We start from the raw sequence: 15,958 nt of genomic DNA, 5'->3' as shown, positions 1-15,958 counted from the left end.
GACTGTCTGGTGATTGCTGGCGTTCGCCATTGTGTCCCTCTCTCGTTAAAGCCGTTCACTGATACCCGTTACGGGATGGGGTAGAGATACCTGCCGAAGGTAACCGTGACAAGGCCACTCAAGCAGGCCTCCGCTGTTTCCAGTACAGTGCCTGTTGTTTCCAGAGAATAACTTGAGGTTGTATCGGTCTGGCCGCAGGATGCCGATGCATAAAATGAAAGGACATCCATTGAAGAATGCATTTCGCAGCGTGGCCATCATTGGCCTCTTGATGACACCTGGCCTCGGTATTTCGGCTACGACCACGATCGGCTTCGACACCCGCTCGGAGCAGCAGGTCGAGCACGGTGGGGGGTGCCGGAAAAGCTCGCCTCCAGGACAGTGCTGCCACATGGATAACAGTGTCGGTCGAGTCCACTGCCACTGACGAGGGCAATAGCCAGCGAAAGCTGAGGCCCCCTGTGTAGTTAAAATAGAAAACATACTCAGGAGCTTAGCTTTGGAGACCCTATCCGCTTTCGGCGTTCTTGCCGTGGGGGGGCGCGCCTAAGGCCATCTTGACGACAGTCCTTTGGGTGGCCTCCCGAACCATCCCGCCTTCATCATTGATCAGGATCCTTTCACAGGACGAGGCTTTCCAAGATGTATCAGGCACGCCTGATCGAAAGATGAGTTGATCTGGGTCAACGCAAAGCCGATCTGTATGGGGTTAGGTAATCGCATCTCTGGCAGCATGCCAAAAGGAGGATACGATGTCTTTGACGCCGATTACCAGAACCCTAGCGGTCGCAACTTTGGCTGGCTTGTCTTTTTCCAGCCCGACTGTCGCGCAGGGCCTGGGTAACTCCAGCGGGTGGCAAAATGGATGGGGCCCAGGTTACATGATGGGGCAGGGCCATATGCCTGGGCCCGGTTACATGATGGGACAGGGCTACATGAATGGCCCCGGTTACATGATGGGGCAGGGTAATATGCCTAGGCCCGGCTACATGATGGGGCAGGGTTACATGAATGGCCCCGGTTACATGATGGGGCAGGGCAATATGCCTGGACCCGGCTACATGATGGGACAGGGTTACATGAATGCCCCTGGCTACATGATGGGGCAGGGAAATATGCCAGGACCCGGCTACATGATGGCACCGAATTTTCAGCAACAAGGGCCTGATGGATCAGGATGGATGCATGAGCGTCAACAGGCCCTCGATGTCGAAGATGTTAAAAGCATGATGGAACAGAAACTTGGCTGGATGAACAATCCAAACATCAAGCTCGGGAATGTCGAGGAAACGGATGACGATACCATAACTGCTGAGATCGTCACGAAAGAAGGGTCGCTCGTTCAGAGGCTGACGGTGGATCGCCGTACAGGCTGGATACAACCGAGCCAGTAAACCCGTGCAACCTACTCGGAGAATATTCTCGTTCTCTCGAAACCGCGAAGCCCTGTGTATCTAAAATAGAAACAAACACAGGAGCTTAGCTATGAAGACCCTATCAGCCCTCGGCGTTCTCGCCGGGGGTTTTCTTTTTGCCCCCGCCCCCAAGGCCATCGTGACCACGGTCCTCTGGGTCGCGTCCCGAACCCATCCGGCCATCGGTGCTCTGGTGCTACTGACGCTGGTCGTGACGTGGAGGACAGGCGACGATGACTAACCCAATCCATCCGGGCGACGTGGTGACCATCCTCGCCTTCGATGACGTGCCTGAACACCTGTTCCGCGTGGACGCGGTGCATGACGACTGCGTTACCGGGGTGGCCCTCACGGGGCCGCTGGCGGGCGAGTACGGCGAACCTGATCTTTCCTTGGTAGCTGGGATCTCTCCAGACCATCAAAGCCGCTGAAACCAATCAGAAACCTGAACTCAACAATCAATCTGGGGCGGTTGCCCCAAGGAGGACGCATGCGTATTCCTTACGCATATCTGAAACAGCAGACGTGGATGTATCGCCGGAACTACCCACGCGACCTGCAACCGATGCTGGGGCAGGCGCTGAAACAGTCCCTCAAGACCGGGGACGCAAAGACAGCGAAACAACGGGCGGCAGAGGTCAACTCGAAGTATGAGGAGATCGTGGCCAAGGCTCGTGAAGGTATCGTGCTGGAACGCCCCCAGCCGATCAAGGTGGCCGCCCCGGTCTTTGCCCCGTCCAATCCCATCATCGGGCGCAGGACGGTCAAGGAACTGGCTGCCGAGTACCTGCGGCGTCGGTCTGATCAACTGCGCCACGGGGGCTTCAAGTCGGTTCGGTTCTCCATCGGTCTGGTCGTCTCACTCTATGGCTCAAGGCAGATTGGATCGCTGTCCAGAGACGACGGGCGGCGGTTCGTATCACTGGTCGGGCAGTTGTCACCGCATGTCGGCAAGTCCTTCCGGAACCGGTCGCTGGGTCTGGAACAGCTGGTCGCGCGATCCGACAAGGCCAAGATCACGGCGCAGACGCAGAAGCGGATCGTGTCTCAGGTCAACCACTTCCTAGACTGGGCCTATCACGAGGGGCACAGCCCACAGCTCGACTTCTCAGCGGTCAGGATCGACCAGAAGGGCAGGGTGGCCTCCTACGCTGTCCCGACGGACGACGAGGTCACAGAAATGCTCAAGGCGGGGCATCCGACCATCGGGCGTGTCCTACTGTTCTGCCTGCTCACGGGGATGCGGTCCGGTGAGGCCACGGGATTGCTGCGTGAAGATCTGGTCTGGAAGGGCAATCTGGGGTGGTTCGCTCTGATCCGGCCAAACCGGGTACGGCTGCTGAAGACTGATGCGGCGGAAAGGGTCGTCCCGCTTCATGGGGTGCTGGCGGACCTGCTGCCGTCTATGCCTGACGATCGGCTGTTTCCCGAGTTAACCGTTTCGACCGTGACGAAGGAGTTTGCCAAGTTCAGGGTGGAGCTGGGGATCGATCGTCCGGGGCTGGTGTTTCACTCGACGCGCAAGTGGTTCATCACCCAGTGCGAGCGGACAGGCGTGCCGGAGCACTTCACTGCGTCTCTGGTCGGTCATCAGTCGGCCCGGTCAGAGAACCGGCTCACCTATGGCATCTACTCGGCTGGCATCAGCGATGAGCAGAAGCGGGCGATCGTGGACGGGATCCGGCTGCCATGCTGATCCCTGACATCTACGCCTTCGAGGAGCGGGCTGCCATAATGCAGTACGAGGGCGGGCTGTCCCGTGGTCAGGCAGAAGACCGGGCGGCTCAGGCGCAGGGCTTTCGTGATGCCAACCACTACTGGCAGGTGCTGGCGGACTACGTGGTCAGGAAACGGCTCACATAACACTCACCTCGGCGGCTTCGGCTGCCGGGGTGCTCCACTTTCCTTTTTTTTGTCGTCGGTGTGCCCGCAAGTAGTGTGGGGCCGCTATGCAGGACAAAACCGCATTTGACTGCGATGGGTGCGATTGATGCTTTCGGCCCATATCGGACCTTCATGACCTTCGCAGCGAACGGCAGGAATGAGCCCAGAGCGGACATTCATCCGATCGATGGGTGCCGCCCTGCAGCGAATGACCGGTACGAGCCCGAAGCAGACCTTGCTCGCACGAATAGCTTGAGCGCTTCAGTCTTCGCCCTTGTTCATCTTGGCGATCCCAACCACCGAGAGTGCGCAGATGCCCCCCAAGACTAGTATGGGGATGCCAGTGAATGCCAAGCCGCCGCCGCCAAGACCAGACAAGGTCTGAACCAAGAGCAAAGCGGCGATACCACCTGTTGCGACTGCAACCAATCCAAGAAGAATGGACGCAACGATCTTCCCATCTGACATGGTCAACTCTTCCTCACTACTTCCTTTGGAACATACCATCCCCTGGACAGATCGGTCATTGATCCTTGTCAGATCGTTCATGGACGTCCTGAAGATCTGAACTCAGTGGGTCTCAACATGTGAACGAAGGTCTGCCTTGTCCGCATAGCTGACCTTCGTGCAGAGTGCAGCGAACGGCCGCTTCCCGTCCTTCGCAACTGATGCTGCCCCTTGGACTGAGGTCTGCTGTGGGCTCCTTGCAGACCAACACGGATTGCGGATACATGCTTTTTTCGGTGGAAAGGGCCCGTAGGCCCTCTCCGTGGGTGTCGCGGGTACCACCCTTTTCAGTCACGCATGGGCATGGGAACACCTACAGAAATCGGTGGTCGACCCCGTTGGCCCAGTTATCCCAGTCATCCCGTTGGTTGTCCGCCCTCGTACCCTTCTGCAGGTGCTCCGGGTTGATACACAGCCGGTTATGGCAGCGGTGGCGAACCACATCGTCGAAGCTGGCCATCTCCTTGTTCAGGGCGCAGAAGATGAAGCGGTAGGCGGCGTACTGCTGCCCTCGAAACCGCACCTTTCGTGGGGTGGCCGTGTCGGTGACGATGCAGCCTTCCTCTGTCCGTCGCCCATCACCCACCAGACGGTGGGCAAGGGTTTCGGCTTCATCGGCGTGGTTCGTCAGGATGTCGAGCCAGCGCTGCTCGGACTCGTCCAGGAACAGGAAGTGCTGGGTCATAGGCCAGCCTCCCGTAGGATATGCTCCCCTATCGGTTCCGTGGTTCCGTCAGGCTGAATGAGGTTTCCGTCAGCGACATGGTAGCCCGGCTTCACCCAGACGACCCGTGCATAGTCGACCCCACCCCACTTGACCTTGTGCTGGGCCCAGCCAAGCTCCTGCATCATGTGGCGGGTGCGGTTGCCGTTCTGTCTCAACTCCTTCGTAACGTGCTCCTGCACGACGGTCTGTGGGATCACGTCCAGTCCCTCGCTGTCCAGGAACTCTTCAAGCTGGTCTAGAACAGTCTCGCCCGTCGTTCCCAGTAGCTGCTTCATGATCGCCGTCCCGTCGCGCTCGGTGTTCAGGCTCTTCGGGTTGAAGCCGTCACCGACACGCCGCCGCATCAGAGCATTGTAGAGGGCTGCAAGCTCGTCAGGATTGGCCAGCGCCTCGTAGACTCCTGCGATGATGTTGGTGAACTCGGTAGCCCTCGACCCCGACGCGTGGCCGTCGTGATCGGTCTGGACCACGAAGTAGCGCCGCTCCCCCGTTTCTAGCCATGTTGGCAGGTGGTTCGTCGTGAACACGAAGCACGAGATCAAGGGCAGCAACTCCGCTTCCCGGCCCTTCCGCTCGGACAGCACTGTGCTATCGGTGATGAAGGTTTTCAGGGCGTTCGACTGCTTGGACTCTGACCGTAGCGACAACTCCTCACAGATCACTAGCCGACTGGTCAGAACCTGCGTGTTGAACCGGGTCACGAGGTTGTCGACGTTGTTCTGGGTCGCGCTGTTGTTGACCCCGTGCAGGTGCCGCAGCACGTCGCAGAAGGTACTTTTACCCGTGCCCTTTGCCTTCGAGTAGAGCAACAAGGCCCAAGCCGGGCGATCGGTCTCGTTCTGCAGAGTCCAGGCCACCCAGTCGAGCACCATCCTCCGTTCCCTTGGGCGAGGGAAAAGCGCCCGGAACAGCGGCCCGAAGCGACCGTACCTAGCCCGGTTCGTCCCGTGCTGGCGGTATGCTGGTACCCTCCAGCTGTTGACGGTCACCGACCCGCTCGGGTTCCAGACCAGCCGTTCGGGATGACCCGGCAAGCTACGGATCTGGCCGCCCCAGTATGGGATCGTCCGCTGCCGATCTGTGTGCTGAAGCTCGATGGCGATCCGAAATACAGCCTTCAGTGTCTGCGGATCACGTGGCAGGTCAGGAAACTCAACAGCGATCATCTGCATGAAGGACTGCTGCAGGTCCCGCTGCGACATTGGCTCCGTAGGGTGGTCTATGTGGTAGAAGCGGTTTTCACGCCGAACGTAGCTGGATGCCAGCAGACGGATCAGCGCGTCCTGTTGCGGGGTAAGTGTAGTCAGTGGATTTTGGATATTCATTCATGATGGTTCCGTAAGGCCATATAGCGGCCCCCAGTATTTGAAAATGACGCCGGTTGCCCGGCAGATGGATGCCACCGCGTAATGTCGGTGGTAGTGCTGACATATCGATCTTCCTCCTAGTTTCAAGGTGTTACTGCCCAGTCCGAGCTGGATTCCTGCCACCCGCGGCTCCCGCTGCGAAAAGCCAGCCAGCCCGTTTCCGTGATTGCCAAGGATTTAGCAGGCTACTCACGGTCCAGGCGGTCGTGAAAAAAAATGTGGATCAGTCCCCTATCTCAGCCCGTTTGGCCAAGACATCGAAACCGCCCCAGCGATTTCCAGCGCCGCGCCAACAGGGCCACGAGAGGCCGTTTTGCGCCTTCAGGACACGAGGCTAGTTATCTATAGCGTCCCCTGGAAGGAAATCGTTTATACTCAGTATGTTGGGCTTGTCGGGTCAGACGGCCAGAAATCACCCCTGCCACCGGCTGCAATAAGCGGTTAGGTCTATCACACACTACCCGGAGCCTACATGAAGAACTTGATCAACCTATCCTGTGACGAGGCGAAGAAGCACTTCCAGAAGAGAAGTGGCGATTGCAATGGGGATTTCCCCGAGTACATCAGCTTCGAACCAATTCTCCGCGAAGTGTCTATGGTGTTGGGCAATGGTGCCAACAAATCTAGGGGCTATTCAGTTTGCAGGGCGCGCGGGATGGTCGACCCGCGTCAGCCTTCGGCAGCGTCATCCCTGCAGCGAAATTTCATTTCGAACCTGAACTTTGAGGGCCCCAGCATCGAAGTAGCCTCGAATGCGTTTTCCGATACCGTGCTGGGCACCTTGCCACGGGCCGCACATGAATCCCTAGCCGTCGCACGCGCAAGGGTCTCTGCCTCTTGGGCAGTCATCGAAGCGACACTGACGGAATAGAGTTCGCGATCGAACCAGAACCCTTCCTTGTATGTCCCGCTGATTTTCGGTTCGTCCCCGTTGTCCTGCCTGTTTGCAATCGCCGCCATTTCGATTCCGGCCACGCCCGCGCCCATCACAACAAGCGCCTCAGAAGCCCCGATGCCGATGGCCGCGCAACCGCAAAGACAAGCAAGGCCAATGGCCAGGGATATCTGTCGGCCTGCACGCCGCGCCAGGCCGAAAAATGAGGCAAATGCCGCCATCTCGTGCTCCATCTGGTTGTCGTTTCAGAAGGCCGCCTTTGAATCCCCGCGGCTACGCGGCTGGACATTTGGTCACGCCAACCGCCCGGCAAGGAGATTACCACAGACGGAAGGTCGGTTCTTCAGAAATGTCGGCTGTACCGAATGGCAAGGCGATCAGTACGTTTCAGGCAAGCCGTCGGCCACGTTCCGCGCTCCCGAGGAGAACAGCCGTAGTACGGGCAGCATAAGGGTCTCGTAAGATGGGATTGGCATAGGAAGCGACCTCGGCAGGGAAACTCAGTCACGCTACCCTGAGGTGAACGCGACCCGCAAGCTTATGTGGCCACGTGTATGCCTGATCGACATCGTCACCCCCGCCACCGGCTACAATACCCCTCAGCGATCATCACCTCCCCGAAGTCCCGACCGTCTTCCAGGGCACAGACCCCGACCTCCCGGTCATATGACCGTCGACCCTCAAGTCGACACTGCACGCTCTGGTTGGCCAACAGCTGCTTGGCTCTCCGGGTCGCCCGTTCTCCGGCAGCCGTCCCGCTCTCAGCACAGTCGAGGTTGGCGATGCGGATCGGGATCAGTCCCACGACGATGGTGTCACCGTCTCGAACCCGCGTTACTCGGTCGATCAGCATCGAACCCGTGGGGGAGGGGGAGGACGATGTGCCGCCCCATGTCGGGGATCGAAATATGTTCCAGTACGCAGCATCCGGATGAGGATTTGCCAGGACGAACCATATCCCGAAGAAGGCTGCCGATAGTGTTAGGGTCCGGACCACCCATCTTGTCCCACTTCGAATTCGGAGCCGCGAGGACTGTTTCGGTTTATTGTTCTTCCGTGCCGATCTGAAATCCACCACGTTCGCAAGGTCGCGTCTGTCATCCTTCGGCAGCCGGAGTATCCTCTCAAGCTGCTTCAGCTGGGCATCAGAAAGTCTCGTCCTCGTCCCATAGCGATCAAACCGTGTCTTCATATCTCTGAGGAATGAGGTGTCCCACGCCGACCCGCCCTCAGAAGCAAGTGCTTGGCGTATTCGCTCTTTGATAAGCTCTGTTCGATCCTTGGAGAATGGCATGAGGTGAAACGCTTGGCTGCAAAGCTATGCGCCCACGATGCCTCATCGTGTCGTCTTGGGGCAAGGACAACGAAAGAGTGGCTGTACCCAGAGTGTTCGACCCATGAAAAAGGCCCCTGGAGCACTAGGAGCCTTTCCTTTTGTGATACTTCTAAGTTGCTGCTCAGGCATCCCCGCCAGAAACGGCAAACCCGTCTTCAGCAACATCATCCCCAGTCGTCGGGTCTGTGCTGTCTTCGGTCACGTTGTCCTCATTGTCTGCATCATCGGCATCTTCAGCGACATCATCTGTGTCTCCGTCCTCTGCCTCACCTTTGTCGCCATCAGACATTCCGCGAGAGCCACCGCCCCAAGCGCCCACTTGACCGTTGGGGGACTCCCCTGCGTTTCCGACACCCATGTCGTTGCCGGGGTTTCCTGCAACACCTCCTGTTCCAGAAGCACCGCCATTGCCAGCGCCACCACCATTGCCCCCGCCGTTTCCTCCACCGCCGCCGTTGCCACCGCCACCACCGTTTCCGCCACCGCCGCCGCCTGCTTGGGCAAATGCGGCGTCAACTGTGAAATCGACTCCGCTGACTGTCAGGGGAACTGCCAAGGCCGTCGATGCTGCTAGAGTAAATGCGATCGTCTTGAGTTTCGTCATGTGTCCATCCTCAATTGATTCACGTCACGCTACCGCCGAATTTGGAACATTCTAGGGCAGAAGGGCAGTCGATCCGAGTGTGGTAGCGGGCCAATGCCGAGTGAAGGCGGAATGTAGCCGAAGGTCGTGAGTGAAGCCTTTGCAGTGCAGACTGGTCGCAAGAAGAAAGACCATTCGTCAAAAAGGAAGGGCGACCTTTCCAGCCGCCCCTCTACCTACTCTGACACAAGTGTCAGTTATTGTTCGGAGCACCTTGAAGGCCACCCTGACCGTTCCCGGAGTTCCCCTGTCCCGAGTTGCCTGAGTTCTCGGCATTGTTGTTGCCGCCCGAGTTGCCCGGCGCGGCCTGATCTCCGTTGCCGTGACCGTTATTTGCACCGGCAGATGGTGTGTCGCCCCCTGTATCTCCTTCGGCCATAACTGGTGCGGCCAGTGACATCAGTGCAACGGCAAATGTCGCCAAAGTGATTTCACGAAGTGTCTTCATAGTCCCCCCCCTAGGAAATAATGTTTCGCCGCACCTCAGTGTACAGCTTTTAAATTATACCACGAAAAAGCCACAACTTCACTGCTGAATCCGAAACGGAAGATCCCCATTGTTCAGCTATACGAAACAGTTGCCCGGTCGGATGGGCTGAGTGTTATTGCTTATGTGAGGCGATGTGGCGACCTTGGGCCTCCGCATGGGGCACACGCCACCCGGCCAGCACGGCCAACGACCATGCAATCAACGAAACGGCAGTCTATCTGGTGAGTTGGCTGGGGCGGTAGGATTCGAACCTACGGTACACGGTACCAAAAACCGATGCCTTACCACTTGGCCACGCCCCAACGTGAGGGGGTGATTACTCTGACTGCGATGCAGGTTCAAGACCCGATCTGGAAAAAATCTATGCTTCTTTCACGCGGCAAAGGCCGTGCCGGGCATCACTCGAGGACCTCGTCAAGCTTGACGCCCCAGAGGGCATTCTTGGGGGCCCAGCCGCGATAGCCGCCCGCTGACAGGCGGCACCAGTCCGCGGTGCAGTTGTCCAGCCGCGCCACCACGCCCTGTTCCAGCTGGGCCGACGCGGGCGCGTTCTGTTCGGGGCGGCTGAGCAGCGGCAGCATGTCCTGGTCCACGATGACCGTCCGGTTGCCGGACAGAAGCGAATAATGCACCCATCCGCCAGCGCCGTCCCGGTCGCGCACACGGCGCCAATGCCCATGCTCGGCCGTGATCTCGACCGGCATGTCCTTGCGTTTGAACACCCAGTCGACCCTGTGCGTCAGCGAGGGGCCGCGACGCACATTCACCTCGGCCGACTTGATCGACACATAGCGCGGCAGGGGCAGGTTGGTGACGCTGCCGCGTTCCGCGCCATAGGCTTGCGGTGTGAAACCCGCCAGAAGCAGCAGCACCGATACCGCTGCAATCATCCGATACGCCCGCACGAATCCGCGATCCGCCCGAAACTTCAGCTGTGTCATGCCCAATGCCTGCCTTCTATCCGCTCTGACCGGGTGAAATCTGGAATGGAGTTCTTGTGCCCCGCCGGTTCATCCGCCACTCTGCCATCAAGCAGCTGATTTGGAAAGAAGGGGAGGGCCTGAATGCCAACTGCACGTCTGAGTGTTGTCGTGACGCGACGCTTGCCCGAAGCGGTCGAGACGCGGATGAAGGAACTGTTCAACGTGCAACTGCGCGAGGATGATACGCCGATGACGCGCGCCGAACTGGTCGAGGCGGTGTCCACGGCCGATGTTCTGGTGCCGACACTGACCGACCAGATCGATGCGGGGCTGATCGCGCAAGCAGGCCCCAACATGCGGCTGATTGCGAATTATGGCGCCGGCGTCGATCACATCGACGTGGCGACAGCGCGCCAGCGCGGCATCCTTGTGTCGAACACGCCCGGTGTGCTGACCGACGATACGGCGGACATGACCATGGCGCTGATGCTGGCGGTGATCCGCCGTATGCCCGAAGGGCTTGCCATCATGAACGAGGGGCGCTGGACAGGGTGGTCGCCCACGGCCCTGCTGGGTGGGCGCGTCGGTGGCCGGCGCCTGGGCATTCTGGGCATGGGCCGGATCGGGCAGGCCGTGGCGCGCCGCGCAAGCGCCTTTGGCATGCAGATCCATTATCACAACCGCCGCCGGCTGCGCCCCGAGATCGAAGACCGATACGAGGCGACCTATTGGGAAAGTCTTGACCAGATGGTGGCGCGCATGGATGTGATCAGCATCAACTGCCCGCATACGCCCTCGACCTTCCACCTGATGAACGCGCGGCGGCTCAAGCTGATGAAACCGGACGCGGTGATCGTGAACACGTCGCGCGGCGAGGTGATCGACGAGAATGCGCTGACACGGATGCTGACCGCGGGCGAGCTGGCCGGTGCGGGCCTGGACGTCTACGAGCATGGCACCGATGTGAACCCGCGCCTGCGTGATCTGCCCAATGTGGTGCTTCTGCCGCATATGGGATCGGCCACCCGCGAGGGCCGCGCCGAGATGGGCGAGAAGGTGATCATCAACATCAAGACCTTCGCGGATGGGCACCGGCCACCCGATCAGGTCGTCCCGTCGATGCTGTAACCCTGGCCCTGGCCTGAACCGGACTGGCCTGAACAGGACTGGCCCGAACAGAACTGGCCCGAACCGGACAGGCCTGTGTCGGAACAGCGGTTCGGGGCAGGGACCCAACGGTGAAAAGGAGCTGACATGCGTCTTGCAGCCTTGGTGGTTTCATTCGTGCTGCTGGCCGGACCTGGTCCGGCGCAGCAGGTGTCGGACAGGATCGTGCCCGAAGGGATCGGCGCGGGACAGGTCGCAACATCCGCGCGGGTGCAGCTTGCCCTGCAAGCAAAGGCCGCGTCACGCCCCGTGGAGGCCGACAGATGGATGGTTGTGGCAGCCAATCCCCTGGCCAGCGACGCCGGGGCCGATGTTCTGGCGGCGGGTGGCACGGCCGCCGATGCCATGGTCGCCGTGCAGGCCGTGCTGGGACTGGTCGAGCCGCAGTCATCGGGATTGGGTGGCGGGGCCTTTCTGGTCTGGCACGATGGCGCCACCGGGGCGATCACCACGCTTGACGGGCGCGAAACGGCCCCCCTGGACGCGACGCCGCGTCTTTTTCAGGACGAACAGGGCGAACCGCTCAAGTTCTTTGACGCCGTCGTCGGCGGGCGCAGTGTCGGCACCCCCGGCACACCCGCCCTGATGGCCGAGGCCCATGCCCGCTGGGGGCGCGCCGAATGGACATCGCTTCTGACCCCGGCCATTCGCCTGGCCGAGGAAGGCTTTGCCGTCTCGCCTCGTCTGGCGATGCTGGTTGCGGCGGATGCCGCGCGTCTGGCCGTGGATCCTGCGACGGCAAACTATTTCCTGCCCGGTGGGCAGCCCCTGGCCGAAGGGGCAATCCTGCGTAATCCTGACTATGCACAGACGCTGCGCCTCTTGGCGGATCGGGGTGTTGACGGGTTCTATACCGGCCCGGTAGCCGGGGCGATCGTGACCGCCGTGCGGGGCGCTACGCACAATCCCGGCTTGCTGGGGCCGCTGGATCTGGCGATCTACCGCGTCAAGGAACGCCCGGCGATCTGCGCGCCCTATCGCGGGCACGAGGTTTGCGGGATGGGGCCGCCGTCTTCGGGCGCGGTGGCGGTCGGGCAGATCCTGGGGATGCTGGAAGGCGCCGACCTGGTGGCACTGGGACCGAACGACCCTGAAAGCTGGCGCCTGATCGGTGAGGCCAGTCGCCTGGCTTTCGCGGACCGGGCGCGTTACCTGGCGGATAGCGATCATGTGCCGGTCCCGGTCAAGGGCCTGCTGGATACAGCCTATCTGCGGCAGCGCGCGTCACTGATCGCGGACGGCGGCGTTCTGTCCGAGGCCACCGCAGGGCAGCCGTCTTTCGATCATACTCTCTACCGGGCCGATGGGATCACGCTGGAACAGCCCTCGACCACGCATATCTCGATCGTGGATGCCTATGGAAATGCGCTGTCCATGACCTCGACCATCGAAAACGCCTTTGGCGCCCGTCTGATGGCGGCAGGTTTTCTGCTGAACAATGAACTGACGGATTTTTCCTTTCGCAGTCATGTGGATGGCGTGCCGGTCGCCAATCGTGTGGCGCCGGGCAAGCGGCCGCGGTCCTCGATGGCGCCCACCATCGTGCGGCGCGACGGGCAGCCGGTGCTGGTGCTGGGTAGCCCCGGCGGCAGTTCGATCATCGGTTACGTGACCAATGCGCTGATCGCCCATCTGGATTGGGGCATGGATGTGCAGCAGGCGGTTGCCGCTGGGCATCTGCTGAACCGTTTCGGGATCTACGACCTGGAAGCCGGAACCGAGGTCGAGGCCCTGGCCGATCCGCTGCGCGCACTTGGCTACGAGGTGCGCCTGGGCGCGCAGACATCGGGGCTGCATGCGATCTCGATCGGGCCTGAGGGTCTGCGCGGTGGGGCGGATCCGCGCCGCGAAGGTGTGGCGCTGGGGCAATGAGCAGGCGGGGGGCTGTCTGCCCCCCGATGGTCCCTGCGGGCCCATTCCCCCCGAGGATATTTGGCGCAAGAAGAACCGGCGCGCGCCGCTTTCGTGGGACAGGTCGCTTTCAGGCGGGATTGCGTCGGCTGGTTCACACGCGCTTTGCTGTGCCTGCTATTGATCGGCCAACGCTTGATCCAAGGGAGTCGCTTGCGCCATGAAAACACATGTCAAAGCTCTGGTCGTCGGCGGCGGCGCTGTCGGAACCTCGATTGCCTATCACCTGGCGCGTGCCGGGTGGCAGGATGTGATGCTGCTGGAACGCGACGAGCTGACGTCGGGGTCGACCTGGCATGCGGCTGGCCTGCTGCCGCTGTTCAACATGTCCTTCGCCACGACCCATATCCACAAATATTCGGTCGAATTCTACAAGTCGCTGGAGGCCGAGACCGGCCTGAACGCGGGCTTTTCCGTTGTGGGCAACCTGCGCATGGCGCAGACGCAGGCGCGGATGGATGAATACATGGTCTATGCCACCACGGCCGAGACCTGCAATGTGCCCTATGAATGGATGACGCCCGCCCAGATCAAGGACCGCTGGCCGCTGGTGCGCACCGATGACCTGAAAGGCGCGATCTACCACCCCACGGATGGCTATATCAACCCGGCCGACGTGACGATGGCCATGGCCAAGGGCGCGCGCCAGCGCGGTGTGATGATCGAGCGCAAGTGGCAGGCCGATGCCTATCACTGGACTGGCAGCGCATGGGAAGTGACCTGCACGAAGATGGTCGAAAAGGGCGGGAACCTTGTGCCGTCCGACGAGCAGATCGTGATCACCGCGGAACATGTCGTGACCGCCACCGGCAACCATGCACAGCGCACCGCGCGCCTGCTGGGCATCAAGTCGCCCGCGATCCCGGTCGAGCATCAGTTCATCGTGACCGAACCAGATCCCGCGCTGGTCGAATACCGCAAGAACGGCGGGCTGGAGCACCCGGTGCTGCGCGATGCCGATGCCAAGTGGTATGTGCGCGAAGAGCGCGGCGGCTGGATCCTTGGCCCCTATGAGCATGGCGCCCCCGCGCGGTTCGAATTCGGTGTGCCCGACAGCTTCCGCGCCGACCTGTTCCCGCTGGATCTGGAGCGGATCGAGGAAGAATACATGTCGATGATCCATCGTCTGCCCTCGTCGGAGACGGTGGGCCTCAAGGACGATTTCAACGGCCCGATCTGCTATACGCCCGATGGCAACCCGCTGGTGGGCCCCGCGCCCGGCCTGCGCAACATGTGGCTGGCCGAAGGGTTCAGTTTCGGCATCACCGCCGCCGGCGGCACCGGCTATTATCTGGCCCAGATGATGGTCGAGGGCGAGGCCGAGATCGATATGGCGGCGCTGGACCCCAAGCGCTATGGCAGCTGGATGACCACCGAATATGCGGCGCGCAAGAACGAGGAGTGCTATAGCCACGTCTTCATCCTGCACCACCCGGATGAAGAGCGCGAAGCCTGCCGCCCGTTGCGTACCGCCCCTGCCTATGATCGGCAGAAGGCGCGCGGCGCACAGTTCGGCCAGGTCAATGGCTGGGAGCGGCCCAATTACTATGGCCCGCTGGATGCGTCCGAAAGCTTCGATCACGACGCCCGCAGCTTCCGCCGTGGCGGCTGGTGGCATTATGCGGTTGAGGAGGCAAAGGCCGTTCGCGAGGGCGTGGGCCTGATCGATGCGACAGCCTTTACCAAACATCTGGTCAAGGGGCCGGGCGCCACGCAGTTTCTGGATTGGTTCACCTGCAACAAGCTGCCCAAGGTGGGCCGGATCAACCTGACCTATGCGCTGACCGATCAGGGCACGACGCGCACCGAATATACCATCGTGCGGCTGGGCGAGGATGAGTATTACCTGGTCAGCGCCGGAGCCTGGACCGACTATGACGCTGATTTCCTGCGTAAATCCGCCGCCGACAAGATGGGCGAGTTCGGCTATGTCGAGATCCAGAACGTCACGACCCAATGGGGTGTCTTCGCCATCGCCGGGCCGAAATCGCGCGATGTGCTGAAGGCGGTGATCAAGGATGCCGATCCCGAAACCGCCCTGTCGAACAAGCGGTTCCCCTGGCTAAGCGCACGGCAGATCGAACTGGGCATGTGCCCGGTCAATGCAATCCGCGTCGCCTATACGGGAGAGCTGGGCTGGGAATTGCACCATCCGATCGAGATGCAGAACTATCTGTTCGACCTGCTGGAAAAGGCCGGCGCCGCGCATGGCATGAAGCTGGTTGGGGCCAGGGCACAGAACTGGCTGCGGCAGGAGAAATCCTATCGCGCCTTCGGAAACGAACTTGGCCGCGACGCCACCCCGCTTGAGGCCGATCTGCCGCGCTTCGTGGACCTGTCCAAGGACTTCCGTGGCAAGGCCGCGATGGAGGCCAAGGGTATCCGGTCCAAATGCGTGACGATCCTTGTGGATGGCCCCGCTGATGCCGATCCCTGGGGGCGCGAGGCGCTTTATACGCCCGATGGCACGCGCGTGGGGCGTCTGACCTCGGGCGGCCATTCGGTGCATTTCGGCCAGAGCATCGGGATGGGCTATGTCCGCCCCGATCTGGCGGTGCCGGGCACCGCGCTGAAGGTCAAGATGTTCGACCAGTTGTGGGATGCAAAGGTGGTCGAAGACAGCCCCTACGATCCCGCCAACGCGACGATCCGTCAGGACGGGTAAAAAGCAAGATCCCGGCGCGGTTGTCGCC

Annotated in this window: 16 protein-coding genes and 1 tRNA gene; 8 read left to right on the top strand and 9 right to left on the bottom strand. The window is 60.9% G+C overall.

Annotated features, from left to right (window positions below; translation table 11 throughout):
- Window positions 1–752 precede the first annotated feature (752 nt).
- From ACFQ3C_RS17595 to ACFQ3C_RS17575, 5 genes are all read left to right on the top strand, one after another.
- Window positions 753–1,394 (top strand): hypothetical protein, encoded by a 642-nt coding sequence (locus ACFQ3C_RS17595; RefSeq protein WP_380794638.1) that lies wholly within the window; start codon window positions 753–755, stop codon window positions 1,392–1,394.
- Window positions 1,395–1,485: 91 nt separating this feature from the next.
- A complete protein-coding gene (locus tag ACFQ3C_RS17590) occupies window positions 1,486–1,656 on the top strand; it encodes a hypothetical protein (protein ID WP_380794636.1) in 171 nt (56 codons plus the stop codon).
- Entirely contained in the window at window positions 1,649–1,846 is a 198-nt protein-coding gene (locus tag ACFQ3C_RS17585) for a hypothetical protein (RefSeq protein ID WP_380794634.1), read from the top strand. The genes ACFQ3C_RS17590 and ACFQ3C_RS17585 overlap by 8 nt, the downstream gene beginning before the upstream one ends.
- A 59-nt stretch (window positions 1,847–1,905) precedes the next feature.
- Window positions 1,906–3,111 carry a DUF6538 domain-containing protein gene (locus tag ACFQ3C_RS17580; protein ID WP_380794631.1) on the top strand — a complete coding sequence of 402 codons (1,206 nt, stop codon included), beginning with the start codon at window positions 1,906–1,908 and terminating at the stop codon, window positions 3,109–3,111.
- Window positions 3,105–3,278, top strand: coding sequence for a hypothetical protein (locus ACFQ3C_RS17575; protein WP_380794629.1), 174 nt, complete (start codon window positions 3,105–3,107; stop codon window positions 3,276–3,278). The genes ACFQ3C_RS17580 and ACFQ3C_RS17575 overlap by 7 nt, the downstream gene beginning before the upstream one ends.
- Window positions 3,279–3,560: 282 nt before the next feature.
- Here the strand turns inward: ACFQ3C_RS17575 and ACFQ3C_RS17570 are convergent, their stop codons facing one another.
- From ACFQ3C_RS17570 to ACFQ3C_RS17530, 9 genes are all read right to left on the bottom strand, one after another.
- Window positions 3,561–3,848, bottom strand: coding sequence for a hypothetical protein (locus ACFQ3C_RS17570; protein ID WP_380794627.1), 288 nt, complete (start codon window positions 3,846–3,848; stop codon window positions 3,561–3,563).
- Between the two features lie 271 nt (window positions 3,849–4,119).
- The gene (locus tag ACFQ3C_RS17565; protein WP_380794625.1) at window positions 4,120–4,491 is read right to left on the bottom strand and encodes a hypothetical protein; all 372 of its coding nucleotides are present in this window, start codon (window positions 4,489–4,491) and stop codon (window positions 4,120–4,122) included.
- Entirely contained in the window at window positions 4,488–5,705 is a 1,218-nt protein-coding gene (locus tag ACFQ3C_RS17560) for a primase-helicase family protein (protein ID WP_380794622.1), read from the bottom strand. Before ACFQ3C_RS17560 ends, ACFQ3C_RS17565 begins: the two co-directional genes overlap by 4 nt.
- Before the next feature lie 864 nt (window positions 5,706–6,569).
- Window positions 6,570–7,028 (bottom strand): hypothetical protein, encoded by a 459-nt coding sequence (locus tag ACFQ3C_RS17555; protein ID WP_380794619.1) that lies wholly within the window; start codon window positions 7,026–7,028, stop codon window positions 6,570–6,572.
- 338 nt (window positions 7,029–7,366) lie between these two features.
- Window positions 7,367–8,089: a thermonuclease family protein gene (locus tag ACFQ3C_RS17550; protein ID WP_380794616.1), complete on the bottom strand. Its 723-nt coding sequence runs from the start codon at window positions 8,087–8,089 to the stop codon at window positions 7,367–7,369.
- Between the two features lie 163 nt (window positions 8,090–8,252).
- A complete protein-coding gene (locus ACFQ3C_RS17545; RefSeq protein WP_380794614.1) occupies window positions 8,253–8,735 on the bottom strand; it encodes a hypothetical protein in 483 nt (160 codons plus the stop codon).
- Window positions 8,736–8,967: 232 nt separating this feature from the next.
- Complete coding sequence (locus ACFQ3C_RS17540; protein WP_380794611.1) at window positions 8,968–9,222, bottom strand: hypothetical protein; 255 nt, start codon at window positions 9,220–9,222, stop codon at window positions 8,968–8,970.
- A gap of 269 nt (window positions 9,223–9,491) precedes the next feature.
- Window positions 9,492–9,566, bottom strand: a tRNA-Gln gene (locus tag ACFQ3C_RS17535).
- Between the two features lie 96 nt (window positions 9,567–9,662).
- The gene (locus tag ACFQ3C_RS17530) at window positions 9,663–10,205 is read right to left on the bottom strand and encodes an SH3 domain-containing protein (RefSeq protein WP_380794609.1); all 543 of its coding nucleotides are present in this window, start codon (window positions 10,203–10,205) and stop codon (window positions 9,663–9,665) included.
- Window positions 10,206–10,328: 123 nt separating this feature from the next.
- Between ACFQ3C_RS17530 and ACFQ3C_RS17525 the strand changes: the two genes are divergently transcribed.
- From ACFQ3C_RS17525 to ACFQ3C_RS17515, 3 genes are all read left to right on the top strand, one after another.
- Window positions 10,329–11,315: a 2-hydroxyacid dehydrogenase gene (locus ACFQ3C_RS17525; RefSeq protein WP_380794606.1), complete on the top strand. Its 987-nt coding sequence runs from the start codon at window positions 10,329–10,331 to the stop codon at window positions 11,313–11,315.
- A gap of 126 nt (window positions 11,316–11,441) precedes the next feature.
- Entirely contained in the window at window positions 11,442–13,226 is a 1,785-nt protein-coding gene (gene ggt, locus ACFQ3C_RS17520; RefSeq protein WP_380794604.1) for a gamma-glutamyltransferase, read from the top strand.
- Window positions 13,227–13,425: 199 nt separating this feature from the next.
- Window positions 13,426–15,930, top strand: a complete 2,505-nt coding sequence (locus ACFQ3C_RS17515) for a GcvT family protein (protein WP_380794601.1) — start codon at window positions 13,426–13,428, stop codon at window positions 15,928–15,930.
- Window positions 15,931–15,958 lie beyond the last annotated feature (28 nt).

The organism is Seohaeicola saemankumensis (genome assembly GCF_042678485.1).
GTDB classification, from domain to species: Bacteria; Pseudomonadota; Alphaproteobacteria; order Rhodobacterales; family Rhodobacteraceae; genus Seohaeicola; species Seohaeicola saemankumensis.
Note: the sequence above shows the minus strand (reverse complement) of the source record. Positions and strands in the feature narration are given on the sequence as shown.